This window comes from Acidovorax sp. JMULE5, from assembly GCF_013376875.1.
Lineage (GTDB): Bacteria > Pseudomonadota > Gammaproteobacteria > Burkholderiales > Burkholderiaceae_C > Acidovorax > Acidovorax facilis.
The window spans coordinates 1,753,282-1,773,418 of the sequence record NZ_CP035951.1; the positions used below are offsets into that span (position 1 = coordinate 1,753,282).

Annotated in this window: 20 protein-coding genes; 5 read left to right on the plus strand and 15 right to left on the minus strand. The window is 65.9% G+C overall.

The window, feature by feature from the left end:
- The first annotated feature begins 4 nt into the window (after positions 1 to 4).
- Positions 5 to 472, plus strand: a complete 468-nt coding sequence (locus EXV95_RS07875) for a GNAT family N-acetyltransferase (protein ID WP_176886422.1) — start codon at positions 5 to 7, stop codon at positions 470 to 472.
- Positions 473 to 654: 182 nt separating this feature from the next.
- Here EXV95_RS07875 and EXV95_RS07880 read toward each other — a convergent pair whose 3' ends face one another.
- The 15 genes from EXV95_RS07880 to EXV95_RS07950 form a co-directional block, all read right to left on the minus strand.
- Positions 655 to 1,125 carry a GNAT family N-acetyltransferase gene (locus EXV95_RS07880; RefSeq protein WP_255484956.1) on the minus strand — a complete coding sequence of 157 codons (471 nt, stop codon included), beginning with the start codon at positions 1,123 to 1,125 and terminating at the stop codon, positions 655 to 657.
- 14 nt (positions 1,126 to 1,139) lie between these two features.
- Complete coding sequence (locus EXV95_RS07885) at positions 1,140 to 1,415, minus strand: hypothetical protein (protein WP_055402739.1); 276 nt, start codon at positions 1,413 to 1,415, stop codon at positions 1,140 to 1,142.
- Between the two features lie 75 nt (positions 1,416 to 1,490).
- Complete coding sequence (locus tag EXV95_RS07890) at positions 1,491 to 2,525, minus strand: PfkB family carbohydrate kinase (RefSeq protein ID WP_176886424.1); 1,035 nt, start codon at positions 2,523 to 2,525, stop codon at positions 1,491 to 1,493.
- A 19-nt stretch (positions 2,526 to 2,544) separates the two neighbouring features.
- The gene (xylB, locus tag EXV95_RS07895; RefSeq protein WP_176886425.1) at positions 2,545 to 4,029 is read right to left on the minus strand and encodes a xylulokinase; all 1,485 of its coding nucleotides are present in this window, start codon (positions 4,027 to 4,029) and stop codon (positions 2,545 to 2,547) included.
- 129 nt (positions 4,030 to 4,158) lie between these two features.
- On the minus strand, positions 4,159 to 5,094 hold the full coding sequence (locus tag EXV95_RS07900) for an AraC family transcriptional regulator (RefSeq protein ID WP_056743668.1): 936 nt from the start codon (positions 5,092 to 5,094) through the stop codon (positions 4,159 to 4,161).
- Between the two features lie 29 nt (positions 5,095 to 5,123).
- On the minus strand, positions 5,124 to 6,527 hold the full coding sequence (gene dalD / locus EXV95_RS07905) for a D-arabinitol 4-dehydrogenase (protein WP_176886426.1): 1,404 nt from the start codon (positions 6,525 to 6,527) through the stop codon (positions 5,124 to 5,126).
- 19 nt (positions 6,528 to 6,546) lie between these two features.
- Complete coding sequence (locus EXV95_RS07910; protein WP_056743672.1) at positions 6,547 to 7,290, minus strand: SDR family oxidoreductase; 744 nt, start codon at positions 7,288 to 7,290, stop codon at positions 6,547 to 6,549.
- The gene (locus EXV95_RS07915; protein WP_176886427.1) at positions 7,287 to 8,330 is read right to left on the minus strand and encodes an ABC transporter ATP-binding protein; all 1,044 of its coding nucleotides are present in this window, start codon (positions 8,328 to 8,330) and stop codon (positions 7,287 to 7,289) included. The genes EXV95_RS07910 and EXV95_RS07915 overlap by 4 nt, the downstream gene beginning before the upstream one ends.
- Before the next feature lie 161 nt (positions 8,331 to 8,491).
- Positions 8,492 to 9,337 (minus strand): carbohydrate ABC transporter permease, encoded by an 846-nt coding sequence (locus EXV95_RS07920; protein ID WP_056067136.1) that lies wholly within the window; start codon positions 9,335 to 9,337, stop codon positions 8,492 to 8,494.
- A gap of 15 nt (positions 9,338 to 9,352) precedes the next feature.
- Positions 9,353 to 10,216: a carbohydrate ABC transporter permease gene (locus EXV95_RS07925; RefSeq protein ID WP_069105336.1), complete on the minus strand. Its 864-nt coding sequence runs from the start codon at positions 10,214 to 10,216 to the stop codon at positions 9,353 to 9,355.
- A 146-nt stretch (positions 10,217 to 10,362) separates the two neighbouring features.
- Complete coding sequence (locus tag EXV95_RS07930) at positions 10,363 to 11,694, minus strand: sugar ABC transporter substrate-binding protein (RefSeq protein ID WP_176886428.1); 1,332 nt, start codon at positions 11,692 to 11,694, stop codon at positions 10,363 to 10,365.
- 391 nt (positions 11,695 to 12,085) lie between these two features.
- Entirely contained in the window at positions 12,086 to 14,569 is a 2,484-nt protein-coding gene (locus EXV95_RS07935; protein WP_176886429.1) for a TonB-dependent receptor, read from the minus strand.
- A 307-nt stretch (positions 14,570 to 14,876) separates the two neighbouring features.
- Positions 14,877 to 15,941 (minus strand): FecR family protein, encoded by a 1,065-nt coding sequence (locus EXV95_RS07940; RefSeq protein WP_176886430.1) that lies wholly within the window; start codon positions 15,939 to 15,941, stop codon positions 14,877 to 14,879.
- Between the two features lie 17 nt (positions 15,942 to 15,958).
- Positions 15,959 to 16,471 carry a sigma-70 family RNA polymerase sigma factor gene (locus EXV95_RS07945; RefSeq protein ID WP_176886431.1) on the minus strand — a complete coding sequence of 171 codons (513 nt, stop codon included), beginning with the start codon at positions 16,469 to 16,471 and terminating at the stop codon, positions 15,959 to 15,961.
- 96 nt (positions 16,472 to 16,567) lie between these two features.
- Positions 16,568 to 17,089: a hypothetical protein gene (locus EXV95_RS07950; protein ID WP_176886432.1), complete on the minus strand. Its 522-nt coding sequence runs from the start codon at positions 17,087 to 17,089 to the stop codon at positions 16,568 to 16,570.
- Positions 17,090 to 17,199: 110 nt separating this feature from the next.
- Between EXV95_RS07950 and EXV95_RS07955 the strand changes: the two genes are divergently transcribed.
- From EXV95_RS07955 to xth, 4 genes are all read left to right on the plus strand, one after another.
- Complete coding sequence (locus EXV95_RS07955; protein WP_176886433.1) at positions 17,200 to 18,039, plus strand: thymidylate synthase; 840 nt, start codon at positions 17,200 to 17,202, stop codon at positions 18,037 to 18,039.
- Positions 18,040 to 18,139: 100 nt separating this feature from the next.
- A complete protein-coding gene (locus EXV95_RS07960; RefSeq protein WP_055400411.1) occupies positions 18,140 to 18,739 on the plus strand; it encodes a DUF4337 domain-containing protein in 600 nt (199 codons plus the stop codon).
- Between the two features lie 17 nt (positions 18,740 to 18,756).
- Entirely contained in the window at positions 18,757 to 19,245 is a 489-nt protein-coding gene (locus EXV95_RS07965; RefSeq protein ID WP_176886434.1) for a dihydrofolate reductase, read from the plus strand.
- Positions 19,246 to 19,319: 74 nt separating this feature from the next.
- A complete protein-coding gene (gene xth, locus EXV95_RS07970) occupies positions 19,320 to 20,096 on the plus strand; it encodes an exodeoxyribonuclease III (RefSeq protein ID WP_176886435.1) in 777 nt (258 codons plus the stop codon).
- Positions 20,097 to 20,137 lie beyond the last annotated feature (41 nt).

Below are 20,137 nucleotides of genomic sequence, written 5' to 3' on the forward strand. Positions count from 1 at the left end.
CCCCATGACCGCTGCGGTTACCGTGCGCCCCGTCCAGCCCGAAGACTACGCCGCCTGGCGCCCACTCTGGGATGGCTACAACGCGTTTTATGGCCGCTTTGGAGCCACTGCGCTGCCCGAGCACATCAACGCAACCACCTGGCAGCGCTTGCTGGACCCGGCAGAGCCCGTCTTCTGCCTCGTGGCGCACGACGCTGCGGGCGGCAAGATCCTCGGGCTTGCGCACTACCTTTTTCACCGCAGCACAACACGCATCGATCACATCTGCTACCTGAGCGACCTGTACACCAACGAAGCCGCGCGGGGCCGGGGCGTGGGGCGTGCGCTCATCGACGCCGTGTACAGCGCAGCGCGGGCAGCCAAGGCATCGCGCGTGTATTGGCAAACCTACGAAACCAATACCACCGCGCGACTGCTGTACGACAAGATGGCCAAGCACCATGGGTCCATCGTCTACTCGCAGGAACTCTGATCAACGCCTGCCGGCCACTCCGAGATTTACTATGAAAACAATAGCTGATTGCGCTTACACATCAAGCGCCAGGGCCATTTTTTATTAACATTCTCGCTTCCAACAACTGCCAGCCTGATGGACAGGGCACTCGGCGAAGTCGTGGCTCTGGGCATCGCGTTCCACGCGGCCCAGAGCCCCCTTCAGAACACCTTGCGCATCGGCTGTGCCTGCAGCCCTGCCCAAGACTGCACTGCACCTGCGGGTTCATAGCCATTGCGGCGGTAAAAAGCCTCCGCCGTTCGCGTGCTCTCCAGCCCCAGTGCCGCCAGCCGCGACTGTCGCGCGTGAGCCTCGGCCTCACGCAGTAGGGCGTGGCCTACGCCCTGGTGCAAGGCCTCTGGCACCACATAGCACAACGCCAACGTGGCCCTCGCCAGCAGCGCAAAGCCCACCATCGTTCCGCCCCGGTATGCACCCCACACCGCAGCGCCCGGCGCAGACATCCACGCAGCCAGGTTCTCGGGCGTCTTGTTGGCCAGCCAGGCCGTCAGGATAGCGGGGTCATTGGCATGGTCGAGCACGCAGCAGTGGGTGATGGACCGACGGATGACCGTGCAGGCGGCTTCTGCCGCCTCGGGGCCCACCGGGATGATCTTTGTGCCCTGAGGCACTGCGCTAACCGCAATCACGCCGAAACCAGCCCTGCAAGCGCGACAGCCAACACTGCGAGCACCCCATAGAACAACAAGCCCACGAATATCAGGCCATTGGTCGTCACCACACGTTGTCCTTCATGCCGGAACGACAGTGCGCCCGCTGCACTCCAGGTCCGCGCTTCGTTGCTGCCCCAGCGCTCAGAGCGCCAGCGGCCCAGGCCGACCACCCGCACCACCTGAGCACCCGTGAAGACGATCAGCACTTCAACCACTGACCACAGCATCGCAACCAGAAACTCCGTCATCGGCATCCTCCGCAAATCTGCGACGGGAAATGATAGACGGACAGCCTTGACGAGGGCGATACCCCTCCTCGGACGTCAGCGCGGGTCTTGGGCGGCGGGATGCTGCTGGCCCCAAGCGCGGGCGGCCTGCCACCCTGGGGGCACACAGCCTTGCTCCATGACACACAGGCTGGCGCTGGCCAGCGCATGGCGCAGTGCCTGCTGGCAGGCATCGGCCGTCAGCTCGTCTACGAACTGCGCAAAAGTCGCAACCCCGGCGGCCTGCGCCTGCCGCAGCAAATGCGCCAGCAGCCCTGCCAGAAAGCTGTCGCCCGCGCCCACGGTGTCCACCACTGGCAGCGGCTGGGCCTCTTTGGCAAAACACTGCACGCCGTTGCGGTGCAGCAGCCAGGCGCCTTCCGCGCCCAGCGTCAGTGCCAGCAGATGGGCCTGCGGGTTGGCCGCCAGCAGGTGCTGTGCGCGGGCCAGGGCATACACACCAGGCACAGCCAGATGCTCCAGGTCTTCGTCGCTGGCCTTGATGATGTGGGCGTGGGCCAGCGCGGCGTGCACCGCGGTGCGGTAGGCCGCCAGGTCGGGCATGACGGAGGGGCGCAGGTTGGCATCAACCACCACACAGCGGCCTGCAGCGCGCTGGGCGGCCAGCCACGGCTGGTAGATGGCAGTGTCACGCGTGTCGAGCGCCAGCGCGCCGGTGCAGACCAACTGCAGCGCGGGCAAGGCGGTGCAGCTATCGCCCAGACCTGCGGCGGACACGGCGCGGTCGGCCACGCCTTCGCGGTAGAAGGCGTAGTCGGGGTGGCCATGTGCGTCGAGGTTGACCACGGCCAGTGAGGTGACCTGCTGCACGGGCTCGGGCTGGGCCAGCACCACGCCGTCAGCCACCAGTTGCGCAGCCAGTTCACGCCCAAAACGGTCGCGCGACAGGGGGTTGAGGTACTGGATGCCCACGCCCTGTCGCGCCAGCGCACGGCACAGGTTGTAGAGCGCGCCGCCCAGGCACGACAGGTAGCTGCCATCGGGGCGGCGAATGAGGTCGATGAGGGCCTCGCCGGCAATGGCGGCTTGGATGGGCGCTGTGGCGTTGGAAATCGTGGATGCGGAAGTCATGGACGTTTGGGAGGAGCAGTCAGAACTGCGATTGCAGCGCGGGATACAGCGCGACAAAGCGGGCATAGCGTTCGGCCAGCTGGGCTTGTTGTACGGGCTGTGGCATGAAGGTGGCGTCAGCGGGCAGGGGCTGGCACCAGTGGGCTTCGTCACCACCGCAGGCCATGGCCGCCAGGCGCGCGGCCCCCAGGGCGGCTGCGGCGTGTGAGCCCTGCGGGCGCTGCAGCGGGGTGCCTAACGCGCTGGCCAAGAGCTGCGCCCAGGGGTTGCCGCGGGCACCGCCACCGACCAAGGCCAGGGCTTCATCATCCCGGCGGGCAGCACCACCCTGCCCGGCCCCGGCGGCACGCATGGCATTGAGGCCATCAAGCAGGCCAAAGCCCACGCCTTCCATCACGGCATAGGCCAGGTCCGCCGCTTCGTGCTCGGCCCGCAGGCCCATGAACACGCCGGTGGCAGCCGCGTTGTTGTGCGGTGTGCGCTCGCCACTCAGGTACGGCAGAAACAGTGGCGCCTGCGCCTGGCGGCTGGCGCTGAGGGCTCCCACGGCGTCAGACAGTTGCGCCTCGTCGCCCCGCCCCGAGAGCCGGGTGATCCAGCCAAACGCACTCGCTGCACTGAGCATGACGGACATGTGGTGCCAGCGCTGCGGCAGCGCATGGGCAAAGGCATGCACGGCGCGCTCGGTGGCAGGCGCAAAAGCGTCCGTCACGCGAAAGACCACACCCGAGGTGCCCAGCGACACAAAGCCCTGCCCCGCAGTGCGGGCGCCCACGCCCACGGCACTGGCGGCGTTGTCGCCCGCGCCAGCAGCCACGACGATGGTGTCACCGAGCCCCCAGCGGCGTGCCACATCGCTGCGCAATGTGCCGGTGGGCGCACTGCCCTCGGCCAGCGTCGGCATGTGCGAAACATCGAGCCCACAGGCTTGCAACATGGCCGGGCTCCAGGCGCGCGCCTGCACGTCCAGCCACAGCGTGCCCGATGCGTCGGACATGTCGCTCACCGCATCACCCGTGAGCTGCAGGCGAAGCCAATCCTTGGGCAGCAGCACGGTGCGGATCCGGTCGAACACGGCGGGCTCGTGCGTGCGCAGCCACAGCAGCTTGGGCGCGGTGAAGCCGGGCATGGCGAGGTTGCCAGTGATCTGGCGCGACAAGGGCACGGCGTTTTCCAGCTGCACACATTCGGCGCTGGCTCGGCCATCGTTCCAAAGGATGGCGGGGCGCAGCACCTGGCCTTGTGCGCCCAGCACCACCGCGCCATGCATGTGGCCCGAGAGGCCGATGCCCCGCACCTGCGCCCACACTGCGGGAGCCTGCGCGCGCAACTGCGCCACGGCAGTCTCCACGGCGGCCCACCAGTCGGCGGGGTGCTGCTCGCTCCAGGTGGGCTGGGGGCGCAGCTGGGGCACGGCGGCATCTGCCGTAGCGACCACAGTGTGCGCATCGTCCAGCAACAGGAGCTTGACACCCGAGGTGCCTAAATCGATTCCGAGGTACATGGGTGATGGACAGATGTCAGTGATTCACAGTGAAAGCCATGGCCCGGCCTTTGCCTTTGGCGGGCTGCGTGCAAGGGTCACGCAACAAGGGCCTCCCCCCGCCTCTCAGGGTGCAGATCCGGCCGGGGATCAGGAAGTCTTTCCAAACCTTCCCGCGCCCTGCTTGCGGTACTCGCTGGGCGTCATGCCCTTGATGTCCAGAAAGCGGCGGTTGAAGTTGGCCATGTTGTTGAAGCCCACGTCATAAGCAATGTGCGTGATGTAGCGCTCGGTCTCCATCAGTAGCTGGCACGCGCGGTTCACGCGCACCAGATTCACAAAGTCGGTGAAGGTATTGCCCGTGGCGCGGCGGAAGAAGCGCGAAAAGCGGCTCTCCGTCATGCCCAGCTCTTGCGCCAGGTCGGCCGCCGACAGCGGGTCGGCCAGGTGGTCGGTGATGCGGCTCACGATGGCGTTGATCTGGTCGAGCTGGGTGTCGTTGTCCTCGCTTTGCAGCTGCGTGCTCGACAGCAGGCGAAAGTCGGTGCAGCGCGCCAGGTCGCTCATGAATTCGCAGAAAGCGCCGAACCGGGCGAGCCCCTGGCGCGCCTTGATGCGGTGCCAATGCTCTTGCGCCTGCGCTTCCATGCCAAAGAACTCCACGCCGTGGCGCGCGCGCTCCAGCAGAGGCAGCACCTCCCGCAGCTCGGGGATGGTCTCGCTGCTGGCCACCAGCGGCGCGTGCGAGAACTGGATCACCAGGTCGCGCAGCGGCACGCCGCCTTCGGGCAGGTCCATGCTGATCCAGTTGTGCGGCAGGCGCGGCCCGGTCAGCACCAGGTGGCCGGGCTGGAACTGACCGATCCAGTCCCCCACAAAGACCTTGCCCGAGGTCGCGGTGATCAGGTGCAGCTCGTACTCGTCGTGGTAATGCCAGCGCGCCAGCGGCGTGGGAAACCCGTGCGACAGGCAACGGATGAAGCCCGCCGTCTCGGGCGACTCGTAGCCCAGAGCGGGCGAGCGCACATAGTCGTGCTCCAGCTCGGGCTTGGTCTGGCGCGGGGCGATGGGCATCTTCACGGTCATGGCGGTAGTGGACTCAAATTACACCAGCATCAGGCGCCTGTCCGCTCCGCCACAAAAGCCAACACGCGGGCATAGGCTTTGCGCAGCGCATCCACCAGTTGGGGGTGGCTGGCCATCTCGCCCCACAGGGTCGTGTCGGCCGCATAGGCCGCTACGGGGTCAGCGGCATCACAGATAGCATGCGCCACGGCAGGGTCCATGGCCTGGTCCTGGTAGCTGTAGGGGATCTGCCCCACATGCCATCGCTGCAGGTAGGCCAGGAACAGCGCAGGCAGCATGGCCACGCTGTCGAACGAAGCGTTGCGCGCCAGTCGGTCGCGGATAGTGGGCGCAATCATGCCGGGGATCTTGGAGAACGCATCCATGGCCACGCGCTGGTTGGTGTCCGCGATGGCGGGGTTGCCGAAGCGGTCCAGCACCACGTCACGGTACTGCTCCAGGTTGATGGGACATGGTTGCTCGGGCGTGTGGAGCACCGGGATCGCGTCGTCGGTGACGTAGTCGTAGGCCATCTGGCGAATGGCTGCGTCGTGTGTGCCTTCGTGGATGTACTGGTAGCCCGCCAGCGTGCCCGCCCAGGCAATGCAGCTGTGGGTAGCGTTGAGCAGCCGGATCTTGGCCTCTTCATGGGCCTGCACCGACTGCACCATCTCGACACCAACCGTTTCCCACGCGGGGCGGCCTGCAATGAAGTCGTCTTCAATGACCCACTGGATAAAGCTTTCACCCATGAGTGCTGCCTTGTCGTCCCAACCCGTTGCAGCCTTCACGCGCTCGGCCACATCGGGCGTGGGGCGCGGCGTGATGCGGTCCACCATGGCGTTGGGACTCGTGGTGTTCTGCTCTACCCACTCTTTGAGTGGCGCATCGCCCAGCGCCTCGATGAACTGCAGCAGCCCGCCGCGCGAGCGGTCGCCGTTGTGGCGCAGGTTGTCGCAGTTCATCAGCGTCACGGCGCCCGCACCGGCTGCCCTGCGCGCGCGCAGGATGCTGACCAGGCCGCCGTAGATGGTGTGGCCTGCCTGGCCCGCCTTCACGGCCGCCAGGTCGGCGCGCAGGTCGGCAAACGTGGGCCAGTCGAGCTGGTTCTGGGCATCCAGGTAGTAGCCCGCTTCGGTCACCGTGAAGCTGATGATGCGCGTGGCAGGGTCGGCACCCATGGCAATCAGCGGGGCCAGGTCATCCTGGTAGGGGATCACCCGTTGGATCGACTCGATGACGGTGTAGTTGCGCTCGCCTTGGGGGGTGACGGTTTCGAGCGTGTAGCGCCCATCCTGCGCTTGCAGCGCCGCGATGGTGTCGGCCATGTCCGGGCGGAGGTTGCCGCCTGCGATGGCCCAGCCCGTGTCGCCCTGCTGGCGCAATGCGTGAACGTAAACGGCCTGGTGGGCGCGGTGGAACGAGCCCAGGCCCAGGTGCAGGATGAAATTCATGGTGCGTGACTGCGGGTTTCTAGAGATCAAAGTTCGTGGGCATCATCACGACGTCGCGGATGGTCATGCCGCGCGGGCGGGTGAGCATGAAGAGCACCACGTCGGCCACTTCGGAGGCCTCGATGAGGCTGCCGCTGGCCTTGGCCTCGGCGAGTTTTTCCGCGGGCCAGTCGGCCAGCAGCGAGGTGATGACGGGCCCGGGCGAGATGGAGCCCACGCGGATGCCGTGCTTGAAGACCTGGCGGCGCACGGTCTGCACGAAGCAGTTGACGGCCCACTTGGACGATGCGTAGACGGGCTCCCACGGCGTGGGGAAATGCGCGGCCAGCGAGCTGGTGACGATGATGTCGCCCGTGCCGCGCTCGATCATGTGGGGCAGCACGTTGTGCACGTTCTTCATCACCACGTTGACGTTCAGGTTGAGCATGCGGTCGATGGCGTCGGGGTCGGCATCCACCAGGTCGCCGCCCACATACAACCCAGCATTGGCGTGAAAGATGTCGAGTTGTCCCGCAATGGCCAGCGTGCGCGCAAGCAGGCTCGCACACTGCTTTGTGTCCAGCAAATCCAGCACCAGCGGCGACGCTTGGGCGCCGATGGCAGCGCAAGCCTTGTCCAGCGCTTTTTCATCGCGGTCGATAAGTACCACGTGCGCTCCAGCGTCGGCCATGGCCTTTGCACTGGCAAACCCGATGCCCGATGCAGCGCCGGTGACGGCGGCCACCTTGCCGTGCAATTCCCGGCCTGCGGTCACGGCGGTCATGCAGCTGCACCCGCGACAACACGGCCCGCAGGGTCGAACCAATGGGCGTGCGACGCGTCGATGTCCAGGCTCACCGCATCGCCGGCGCGCAGGCCTGTGCGGTCGTTCTGGCGCGCCACAAACTGCGCGCCGCTGGGCGTGCTCACGTAGATCAGCGTCTCTGCGCCCAATGCTTCCACCAGGTCGACCTGGCCCGGCACCGGCGTCGCGCCGGTGTTGCGTACCGTGATGTTCTCGGGGCGCAGGCCGATGGCGCCGCCCTCCGCCCCGGCGGGTGCCTGCTGCTGCACGGGCGATGGCAGCTGCGGCAAGGGCACCACATTCATCTGCGGCGTGCCGATGAACTGGGCCACGAACTGGTTGGCAGGCTTGTCGTACAGCTCCAGCGGCGTGCCCACCTGCTCGATGACGCCATCGCGCAGCACCACCACGCGGTCGGCCAGCGTCATGGCCTCGACCTGGTCGTGCGTGACGTAGATGGTGGTGGCCCCAAGGTCGCGGTGCAGCTTGGCGATCTCCACGCGCGTCTGTCCGCGCAGCGCCGCGTCGAGGTTGGACAGTGGCTCGTCAAACAGGAACACCTTGGGCGCGCGCACGATGGCGCGGCCGATGGCCACGCGCTGGCGCTGCCCACCCGACAGCTCCTTGGGCGTGCGCTGCAGGTACTGCGTGAGGTTGAGAATGCGCGCGGCGTTCTGCACCTTCTCGTCGATCACCTGCTTGTCCACCTTGGCGAGCTTGAGCGCGAAGCTCATGTTCTCGTACACGCTCATGTGCGGGTACAGCGCATAGCTCTGGAACACCATCGCCAGGTCGCGCTTGCTCGAGGGCTGGTCGGTGATGTCGCGGCCGTCCAGCATCAGGGTGCCGCCGTCGATGTTTTCGAGCCCCGCGATCAGCCGCAGCAGCGTGGACTTGCCACAGCCCGAGGGGCCGACGAAGACGATGAACTCGCCTTGCTGGATGGTGAGGTCGATGCCCTTGATGGCGCGGTGCTCACCAAAGAATTTCTCGATGCCGCGCAGTTGAAGGTAGGCCACTCTAGTGCTCCGAATAACAGGTTGGTTCCGATCCGCCAGCAGCGGTGGTTTGAACAGGGGCGCAAGGCGCGGTAGCCGTGGAACCGGCTTTGCCGGGCCGCTGGCTGCGCCCCCTGGAGGGGGAGGCGCCGGAGGCGCTTCGGGGGGGGAGTCATGTCCATTTACTTCACGGCGCCAAACGTCAGGCCCTGCACCAGCTGCTTCTGGCTGAACCAGCCAAAGACCACGATGGGTGCAATGGCCATGAGCGAGGCGGCGGACAACTTAGCCCAGAACAGGCCCTCGGGGCTGGAGTACGACGCGATCAGTGTGGCCAGCGTGCCGGCCTTGGCGGCGCTGAGGTTCAGGCTCCAGAAGGCCTCGTTCCATGACAGCACCAGGCACAAGAGGCCGGTGGACGCGAGGCCGCCCATGCCCAGCGGCAGCAGCACCAGGCGCACCTCCTGCCACAACGTGGCGCCGTCCATGCGCGCGGCTTCCAGAATCTCGCGCGGGATGTCCTTGAAGTGCGAATACAGCATCCAGACCATGATGGGCAGGTTGGACAGCGCGAACACGATGATGAGCGCAAGCTGCGTATCGAGCAGGTGGCTCTTTTGCGCCAGCACATAAATGGGTACCAGCGCGCCCACGGCGGGCATCATCTTGGTGGAGAGCATCCACATGAGGATGTCCTTGGTGTACTTGCCCTTGAAGAAGGCCATGGCGTAGGCCGCAGGCGCAGCCAGCATGAGCCCCACCAGGGTAGAGACCACGCTGGTGATGACCGAGTTCTTGGCGTACAGCAGGTAGTCGCTGCGCTCCTGCACCTCATGAAAGTTTTCGAGCGTGGGGACAAAGAACAGCTGCGGCGGCACGGCGATGGCCTGCAACTCGGTCTTGAACGCCGTGAGGAACAGCCAACCCAGCGGAAAGAACAGCAGCAGGGCCACGCCCCAGGCAGCGGCGGTGCGCAGGGCCAGCAGGCCCAGCGGGAAATTGGAGCGGCGTCGTTTTGTCGTTGTCATGAGCGTTGCCCCGTCTTACTTGTCAAGGTTCTTGCCGACCATGCGGATCAGAAACACCGCCGCGATATTGGCGAGCAACACTGCGAACAGCGCACCTGCCGAGGCCACGCCCGCGTCGAAGTTGAGCAGTGCCTGCTTGAAGATCAGGAAGGTGACGTTGGTGCTCGCATCGCCCGGCCCGCCACCCGTGGTGGTGTAGATCTCGGCAAAGATGCTGAGCAAAAAGATGAGTTCGATCATCACCACCACCGCCACCGAGCGCGCCAGGTGTGGCACATACAGGTAGCGCAGCTGCTGCAGGTAGTTGGCGCCGTCCATGCGCGAGGCTTCAAGCTGTTCGTGGTTCATGCTCTGCAATGCGGTCATGAAGATCAGCGTGGCAAACGGCAGCCACTGCCATGACACCATGACGATCACCGAGAACAGCGGGTGGTCGGTAAGCCAGTCCACCGGCTGTGCGCCAAAGAACATCCACACCTGGGCGAGCACGCCGTAGATGGGGTTCATCATCATGTTCTTCCACATCAGCGCGTTCACCGTGGGCATGACGAAGAACGGCGAAATCAGCAGCACCCGCACGATGCCACGGCCCGCAAACGGCTCGTTGATGAGCAGCGCAATCGCAATGCCGAACACCACCGTGATGAGAATCACACTACCCAGCAGCAAGATGGTGTTGACCACCGCCGTGCCGAACGAGGGGTCGGTGACGAAATACTCAAAGTTCTCCAGCCCGGCAAAGCCGGTCTGGTCCGGCTGCATGAGGTTGTAGCGGATGAGCGAGAAGTAGATCGTCATCACCAGCGGCACGATCATCCACAGGAAGAGCGTGGCCATGGCAGGCGTGAGCAGCAGGCGAGGGAGCAGGCGGCGGTTCATGGAAGCCTCAGAAAATAGTCCAGCAAAGATAGGCGTTCAGTCGGCGTCGCGAGTGGGCCGAGTCGGGGTTGCTGTACCGGAGCCGCACGTTTGTACGGCGAGGAATACAGGCGCCGGATCGGCCAGCGCAGTAGCCGAATGAATGCCTATTTGTAGTAGCCGGCCTTTTTCATTTCGCGGTCAGCCGACACCTGGCTGGCCTTGAGCGCGGCGTCCACCGTCGTCTTGCCCGCCAGTGCTGCGCTCATCTGCTGACCCACCGCGATGCCGATGGCCTGGAACTCAGGAATGGCCGCGAACTGCACGCCCACATACGGGCTCTTGGGCAAGGTCGAATCCGTGGGGTTGGCCGAGTCGATGGCAGTCTTCTCTGCGGCAGCAAAACGCGCGGCCTTCTGGAACTCCGGCGCCGCATACGTGCTCTTGCGCGTGCCGGCGGGCACATTGGCCCAGCCGTTGGTCTTGGCCACCAACTGGATGTAGTCCTTGCTGGTGGACCAGGTGATGAACTTCTGCGCAGCATCCACCTTCTTCGAACCTGCGGGAATGGCCAGATTCCACGACCACAGCCAGTTGGCGCCCTTGGGCGTGTTCATGGTGGGCGCCTGGGCAAAGGCCATCTGGTCGGCCACCTTGGACTGCTTGGGGTCACTCACGAACGATGCCGCGATGGTCGCGTCGACCCACATGCCGCACTTGCCGGAGTTGGTCAGCGCCAGGATCTCGTTGAAGCTGTTGGCCGACGAGCCGGGTGGGCCGTAGTTCTTGAGCAGGTCGACGTAGAAGGTGATCGCGTCCTTCCAGGGCTTGGATTCGAGCTGCGGCTTCCACTGCATGTCGAACCACTGGCCGCCAAAGGTGTTGACCAGCGTGGTCAGGAAGGCCATGTTGTCGCCCCAGCCCGGCTTGCCGCGCAGGCAGATGCCGTACACCCCGTTCTTGGGGTCGTGCATCTTGGCGGCCAAGTCCTTGATCTGCGGCCAGGTGGGACGCTCCGGCACCTGCACGCCGGCCTTGTCGGCCAGGTCCTTGCGATACATGAGCATCGAGCTTTCGCCATAAAACGGCGCAGCGAACAGCTTGCCGTCGATGGACAGGCCGCCCCGCACGGCGGGCAGCAGGTCGTCCACGTCGTAGGCGGCGTCGGTCTTGAGCTCCTGCAGCCAGCCCTTCTTGCCCCAGATGGGCGCCTCGTACATGCCGATCGTCATCACGTCGAACTGGCCGCCCTTGGTGGCGATGTCGGTGGTCACGCGCTGGCGCAGCACGCCTTCTTCCAGCGTGACCCACTTGAGCTTGATGTCGGGGTTGGCCTGCTCGAAGTTTTTGCTGAGCTTTTGCATCTCGATCATGTGGCCGTTGTTCACGGTGGCAATGACCAGCTCGGTCTGCGCGCTGGCGGCGCCGCACAGCGACAGGGCCAGTGCAGCGGCCAGGGCGAGGCGCTGAGGAGCAAAAACACGGGGGGAATGTGGCATCGGAATGTCTCCTTCGTAATTGGTATGGGATCGACCGTTCAACGCCAGTGCAGGCATACGGCATTGACGAACTGAACGATACCGATGCTGCAATGCTCGATTGGTACTCCAGATGCCTCCACAAATACTAATTTGCACCAGATACTCAGGATTTATACCTAGATGTGTCAACAGGGTATCTAACCGACCAGAAAGAGAGGGGCCGGACCCCCAGCATGGTTGAAGTCGCGGATGCCCCAAATCACTATCAAATCAATAGCTCTTGGCGCTCACCCATCAAGCGATAGAGGCCAATTTAATCCATATTTCGTGCACCAAGGCCCACCGGGGAAGACACCACTACCTCCTCCTCCATCCATTTGTCCGTCCGCCCACGGCAGCACTGCTCCCGTCAGAAATCCACCGTGGTAGAGAGAGTCACCGTGCGAGGACTTCCCACATACAGCCAGTTGCCGGAGCCGCTGGACCAGTAGTTGCGGTTGAACAGGTTGTCCACGCTCGCCCGCAGCACCAGCGGCCGCCCCCCGGCGCGGGTCTTGTAGCGGGCACCGATGTCCCAGCGCGTCCAGCCCGGAATGCGCCGCAGGTTGGCGGCGTCCACATGCTGCGCGCTGCTGGAGATCATGCGGGCCGACAGCGTCAGTCCTGGAACGGCAGCCACATCGTGGTCGCTGCCCAGGTTGAGCTGCCAGCGCGACACATTGGGTGCGGCGTTGCCGTTGTAGGTGCCGCCTTCGGTTTTGGTCAGCCGGGCATCGTTGAAGGTCACGCCGCCCAGCATGCGCGTGCCCCGGGCCACCTCGCCAAAGACATTGAGCTCGACCCCGCGGTTGCGCTGCTCTGCACCGACCTGGTAGGTGAACGTGCCATCGCCGTTGGACGCCACCAGCCCGCTCGGCTTCTGGATGTGGAACAGGCTCGCCGTGGTGCTGAAGCGGCCCCAATCGGCCTTCACGCCCACCTCCCGCTGCTTCGTCCGGACCGGCGGAAACACCTGCCCGGCATTGGTGGTGCCCAGTGGCGCTGAATCGCCCTGAACCAGCCCTTCGATGTAATTGCCGTAGAGCGATACGTGCGGCTGTAGCTTGAACACCGCCGCCAGCGCCGGCGTTACCGCATGCTCGTCGTACGCGGTGCTGCCGGCCCCGGTGGTGGTGTCGTACTTGACGACCTTCACGCGCTGGTAGCGGGCACCCAGGGTGACGGACAGGCGGTCTTGCCACAGCGAGACGGTGTCGGCCAGCGCCACAGACGGCAACTGCAAGGAATCGGTCTGTGGCGGCCGCGATGAGAAACCTTCGATCGACGGACGCGCGGTGGCCGCGGGCGCATACATGTTCGTGGCGAAGCTGTCGAAGCCGTAGTACTGCGCCGTGAAGCCGCTGTCCTTCTTCAGGTACGACGCATGCAGGTGGATGCGGTGCGTGAGCTCGCCGGCACGCACCGTGCCTTGCAGGCCGCCTTGCACGGTGCGGTAGTTCGTCCAGTTGGGCCAGAAGTACGTGGTGGCCTGCGCATCGCCCTGCACGCTGGTCACGAACACGTCGGTGGCGAGGTAGCGAGACCGCGTGTGGCTGCCACCGGCCGCCGCAGAGAGCGTCCAGTCCGGGGTGAGGTCGTACTCGGCTTTGGCCAACAGGTAGTTGCTCTGCGACCTGGCGAACTCCCAGTCCTGCGCGATGCGATGGCTTGCCCGGGGCGGCCTGGGGATGTCGATGGCGTCGTCGATGCCGAAGCCCGCGGCGCCTTGCGGCGCTTCGTTGTTCATCGTCTGGTGGCCGGCATCTACCGAGGCCCGCAACTGGCTGCCCCGGTAGTCCACGGCCAGCGCCGCAGCGCCCAGCTCGACGGACTGGCCCTGGGTGGCGGTCTTCCCGTCACGGTAGACGCCGTTGAAGCGCACACCCCACTGGTGGTCGTCGCCGAACCGGCGGCCCACGTCCAGGTGGCCGCCCAGGTTGCCCTTGGACAGGTAAGTGGTAGTCAGGCGGGTCAGCGGCACATCGCCCGCCCGCTTGGGCACCAGGTTGATGGCGCCGCCCACCGCGCCGCCCGCCCCAGGCGCCATGCCGTTGAGCAGCGCGTTGGGGCCCTTGAGCACCTCGACGCGCTCGGCCGCTTCGACCGCCACGGCACGGTTGGTGGCGATGCCGCCGATCCCGTCGAACAGCACGGAGTCCTGCACCGAGAAGCCGCGGATCAGAAAGATGTCGCCCCCCGCGGCAGCGTTCGTCAGGCTGTAGGACACCGTGCGCACGGACGGGTCGTTGGCCAGCACATCGGCCACGGTGATCGCCTGCTGGTCCTGCATGAGTTCGGCCGTGTAGCTGGTGATGTGAAACGGCGTGTCCATCAGGCTCTGCTGACCCAGCAGGCCGACCCGGCTGCCCGTGGCGACTTGGCCGCCGGCATAGGCGGGCGCCAAATCGCCGGGCGCTGCCTCGGCGCTGGCCGTCACGGTGACCGCGCCCAGGGTGGCGGCATCGCTGAGCCGGGGTGCCTGCGCTGCAGGGCGCGATGCCTCGCGCAGCGTGAAGACGCCGCCCGTGGCCTGCCGCAGCTCCAGCCCCGAACCCGCCAGCGCGCGGCGCAGTGCCTCGGGTGCATCGAAGCGGCCGCGCACGGGCGCCGCGTTGCGGCCTTCCACCAACTGCGCATCGGCGGTGAGCGCCAAGCCTGCATCGCGCGCGATGCGGTTGAGGGCTGCTCCCAGCGGCCCGGCGGGCAGGTCGTAGTCGCGCACGGCCGCAGCGCTGGCCGGGGCCGCAGGGGCCTGCACCGTGGCTGGCTGTGCGGCCACGGCAGAGGCCCCCAACGCGAGCAGCAGCGCCGCAGCGCAGGGGTTCAGCGGAAAGGGGAAAACAGCAGAGGGCATGGGTCAGGCTCCGAAACGGTCACGTCAGAAAAGAGGGGCAACCGCGCCGATGCACGGTCTCTGTCTGATTGCCGAACGGGTGCCGAAAAGTGAGAGGGGGCCGGGGCAATTTCTTTTTTTGGGCCGGCATCGCTGGTGGATGGGATGCCGGCTGGCAGCGGCGCTCTGGGTTGATCTCCTTCGGCTGGTTGATCTGGGTTGAACTGAATGGAACCGTCGATCAGCCGCACCAAGTCACTCATTTTTTGATAGCTGCCAGCGCTTGCCCATCAAGCGGTAGCGGCCGATTTTCTTAGTATTTTCATCCTCAGGGCGCAGCACGCGGCTTGAGCATGACCCACCAGCGCGTGGTCCAGACCACCTCCACCGGCACGGCCGCGGTCAGCGCCAGCAGGGCTTGGTCGGTGTCCGCCAGGGGCAGCGTGCCCGTCACGCGCAACCCGGCCACACGGGGGTCGACACCCAGGTGGCCGACCCGGTGCCGCGCCAGCATGGCCACCACCTCGCCCAAAGGTTGGTTGTCCACGACCAGCATTCCGTCCTTCCATGCGTCGGCATCGGGCGGGGCCGCCCACGGGTCCACCCGCCCGCCTTCCAGCCGCGCGCCCTGCCCGGCCGACACGATGCGCTCGGCAGCGCACGGCTCGGACGCTGCTGCCGCACAGTTCGCCGGGCGGGCCGCAACGGCCGACTGGGTGACGGCAACCTCGGTGGCGGGCGCGCCGCTGCCCTGCGCCCCATCGCTGCCAGCAGCGGGCGCCTGTGGCCAGCGGTGCACGGTGAAGCGGGTGCCCAGGGCGCGCAGGCTGCCGTCCTCGGTCAGCACGACGAACGGGCGCCGCTCAGCCGGGTCGGCATGGCTGGTTTCCACGGCCACCTCGCCCGCGCGCAGGTGGATGGCGCGCTGGTCTTGGCTGAACACGACATCCACAGCGCTGCGGGTGTTCAGGTGCAGCACGGTCTGGTCGGGCAGCACGATGGTGCGGCGCTCACCGGTGGCGGTGCGGTGGTCGGCCAGCAACTGGCCCACGGGCTGGTAGCGGTCCAGCACCAGCACCCCGCAGGCCACCGCCAATGCCAGGCCCAGCACGGCGCCCGCCACACGGGCAGGACGGCGCTGGCGCGGTGGCAGCAGCAACGCTGCGCGTGCTCCGGGACCTGCGGCGGCACGGGCCAAGTGCTGGTCGATGTCGCCCAGCTGGCGCCAGGCGCGGGCATGGTCGGGGTGTGCGGCCAGCCAGTCGGCCAGGGCTTGGGCGTCCGCCGGCGAGTTATCACCCTCGCCCTGGCGCAGTTGCCAGCCGATGGCGGCCTCCAGCACGGCAGGCGGCACGGGATGGTCGTCGCCTGTACCACCAGGTGGGCCGCCCATTGTCCAGCCCGCACTGCTCACGCCGCGCCGCCAAAACGCAGGTGGTAGGCGTGGCGCATGGCGTTGGCCAGGTACTGGCGCACGCGGGGCACCGACACCTGCAGCTGCTCGGCAATCTCTGCATGCGTGAGGCCATCGAGCCGGTTCATGAGCCACGCTGCGCGCGCCTTGGGCGTCAGGCCCTGCAGCAATGCATCGACCGCGTGGAGCATCTGCACGGCGGCCAGGCGCTCTTCGGGGGATGGCTGCAGCACCTCGGGCTGCAGGGCCAGGTCTGCCAGGTAGGCGCGCTCCAGTTCACCCCGGCGCCAGAAGTCCACCAGCAGCCCGCGTGCCACCGTGGTCAGGTAGGCGCGCGGCTCGCGCATCGCGTCGGGGGCGATGGCGGTCGGCCGTGCGAGCAGGCGCACGAAAGTGTCCTGCGCCAGGTCGGCCGCATCGTCGGCACAACCGAGCCGCCGGCGCAGCCAGGACTGCAGCCATCCGTGGTGGTGGCTGTAGAGCGCGTGCAGGGGATGAGCGGCAGACATGGCGTGACGGCCTTTTTGAGAATGATTCTCGATTATAGAAACACATTCCCGCCCAGATCCTGGGCACGCCACCACGCGGACAGGTCGGCTGCGAGCTCAGCGCCGCGCGTTTTCCATCATCGTGGCAACGTGGGCCGGCAGGGTCTTCGGGGTCCCCAGGTCCTGCACGTCCCATTCCTCCCCGCCGGTCAGCAGCCATACGCGTACCGTGTCGGTGGCGGCGTGGATCACGATGGCGGCGGCCGCCGTGTCGCCTGCGTCCGGCCGGTTGCCGGTGATGTAGAGCATGGAGCCGTCTTGCCGCAGCGGCCCACTCACCTGCAGGTTGTCCAGCAGCACGTTGTAGTTGGCGAGACCGAGCAGCCCACGCAGCCGCTCGGCCAGCGGGCCGGCACGCAGGAAGTCTGAGCCCCCGACCGGATAGTTGCCTACCTGGGTTTGCAGGTTCCCCCAGGGATTGGCGGGCGCGGCAGGTACGTCGTTGGGCACAGGACGCGCGACCTTGCGCGGCGCAGTGGGCGCGGTGGGTACCGTGCCCACGCAACCCGGCAGCAGCACCGCCAACGCAAGAGCGGCCAGCACGGCGCGTGACAAAGGGGCTGGAGAGACAGGGCGCATGATCGGGGGCTTCTTTCTAGAAAGGGCAGCTGGGCGAAAAGGTCTGCGAGCTTAGCCGGTTCCTGCCGGCAGCCGCCCCCTAAAATCGCGTCTTTCGCCTTCCAACTGCCATGACAGAACACGCCCGCCCCGTCCGCTCACAATACGAAGACTTCATGCGCCACGTGTTCACCCATGGGGTGCACAAATCCGACCGCACCGGCACCGGCACCACCAGCGTGTTCGGTCATCAGATGCGGTTTGATTTGAAAGAGGGCTTCCCGCTGGTCACCACCAAGAAGGTGCACCTCAAATCCATCATCCAGGAGTTGCTGTGGTTCCTGATGGGCTCCAGCAACAACAACTGGCTGAAAGAGCGCGGAGTCACGATCTGGGACGAGTGGGCGCGCGAGGACGGCGACCTGGGCCCGGTGTACGGCGTGCAATGGCGCAGCTGGCCCACGCCGGACGGCGGACACGTCGACCAGATCAGCGATGTGATCAATACGCTCAAAACGAATCCCGACTCGCGCCGCATCATCGTGAGCGCCTGGAACGTGGCCGAGCTGCACAAGATGGCGCTCATGCCCTGCCATGCGTTCTTCCAGTTCTACGTGGCCCCGGCGCAAGAACCCGGCGGGCGCGGCACGCTGAGCTGCCAGCTGTACCAGCGCAGCGCAGACATCTTCCTCGGAGTGCCCTTCAACATCGCCAGCTATGCACTGCTGACCCACATGGTGGCCCAGCAGTGCGACCTGGATGTGGGCGACTTCATCTGGACCGGCGGCGACTGCCACATCTACAGCAACCACCACGAGCAGGTGCAGACCCAGCTGGCGCGCACGCCCTACCCCTACCCGGTCTTGAACATCAAACGCAAGCCCGACAGCATCTTTGACTACGAGTACGAAGACTTTGAAGTGCTGGACTACCAGTGCCACCCCGCCATCAAGGCTCCTGTGGCCGTTTGATCAGCCGACATCCCTCTTTGGTACCCCCTACCTCTTGAGTCCCAAGGGCAGAGTCAACAGCGCCTTGCCTGCTTCCACCCAACACCACGAGCTTTTATCCATGTCTTCCGGCGGATTTCACGTACACGGCCCCCACGACCACGCAGTGGAGCATGCCACCCACGGCGACCACGCTGCAGCGCACGGCACCGACAGCAACTCGTCGATGAACAAGATCGCCATGTTCACCGCCATCGTGGCCACGGTGGGTGCCATCTTTGCTTACATGGGCGGCGCCACGCAAGCCAATGCCGGCCTGCTCAAGAACGACGCAGCCATCAAGAAGACCGAAGCATCCAACCAGTGGAATTACTTCCAGTCCAAGAGCACCAAGCAATCCCTGGCCGAGCTGGCCCGCGACCTGGCGCCCGATGACCGCAAGGCGGGCTACCAGACCAAGGTGGAGCGCTACGAGGCCGAGAAAAACGAGATCAAGGTGGTGGCCGAAAAACTCGAAGCCGACGCCCATGAGTTCGACCGCAAGAGCGAGGCCCAGATGCACCAGCACCACCGCTGGGCACAGGCCACCACGGCGCTGCAGGTGGCGATCGCCCTGGCCGCCATTGCGTTGCTGACCAAGAAAAAATGGCTGGAGTACGGCATGTACGGCGTGGCTGCCGTGGGCCTGGGCGTGGGCGCCCTCGCCGCCTTGCATATCTGAAACAAGGAGGCCCCACCATGCCCCTGCACCTCATCTACGCCCGCGCCGCCAACGGCGTCATTGGCAAGGACAACACCATCCCATGGCACATCCCGGAGGACATGGCGCACTTCAAGCAACTCACGCAGGGCTGCGCCGTCATCATGGGCCGCAAGACCTGGGACTCATTGCCCCCGCGTTTTCGCCCCCTGCCCGGCCGCACCAACATCGTGGTCACGCGCCAGGGCGACTGGCAGGCCGAGGGCGCCGTGCGCGCCACCAGCCTGCAGGATGCGCTGCAGAAGGCACCTGCCGATCAGACGGTGTGGGTGATCGGCGGCGCGCAGATCTACGCCGAGGCCCTGCCCCTGGCCGACCGCCTGGAAGTGACCGAGATCGACCAGGATTTCGACGGGGATGCCTACGCGCCCACGCTGGGTGCGCCGTGGACAGAATCCGCACGCAGCCGCCACGTCAGCACCAAGGGGCTGCCCTTCAGCTTTGTGACCTACGTGCGCGCAGGTTGACACGGCGCCGGAATGAAAAGCTCATCAATTGATAGCACTTAGCGCTTATCCATCAATCGCTGGAGGCCAATAACATGCAAATCGCCACCTGGAATGTCAACTCCCTCACCGTCCGCCTGCCCCAGGTGCTGGCCTGGCTCGCGGCCAACCCGGTCGATGCGCTGTGCCTGCAAGAGCTCAAGCTCACTGACGACAAGTTTCCGCACGACGCGTTCAAGGAGGCGGGCTATGAGGCCGTGACCTTTGGCCAGAAGACCTACAACGGCGTCGCTATCCTGAGCCGCCACGCCATGCGCGACGTGGTGCGCAACATCCCCGGGCACACGGACGAGCAGGCCCGCGTCATTGCCGCCACGCTGGACACGCCCGACGGGGAACTGCGCCTGGTGAACTGCTACTTCGTGAACGGCCAGGCCCCGGGATCGGAGAAGTTTGCCTACAAGATGCTGTGGCTTGCGGCGCTGCACCGCTGGCTGCGTGAAGAGCTGCTGGCCCACCCGCGCCTGGCGCTGCTGGGTGACTTCAACGTAGCGCCCGAAGACCGCGATTCGTTCGACCCGGTGGGCCTGAAAGACACCATCCACCACACGGTGGAAGAGCGTCAGCATTTTCAGGACCTGATTGCCCTGGGCCTGACAGACACATTCCGCATGTTCGAGCAGCCCGAGAAAAGCTACTCATGGTGGGACTACCGCATGCTCGGGTTTCAGAAGAACCGGGGGCTGCGCATTGACCACATTCTGGTGAGCGATGCACTGCGTGCGAGTGTGACCGCCTGCACGGTAGACCGCGCCCCCCGCAAGAACCCACAACCCAGCGACCACGCGCCGGTGGTGCTCACCATGGCATAACAACCCTTGGCGACGCAGGCCGTGCGGCAACAAGCTGGAAG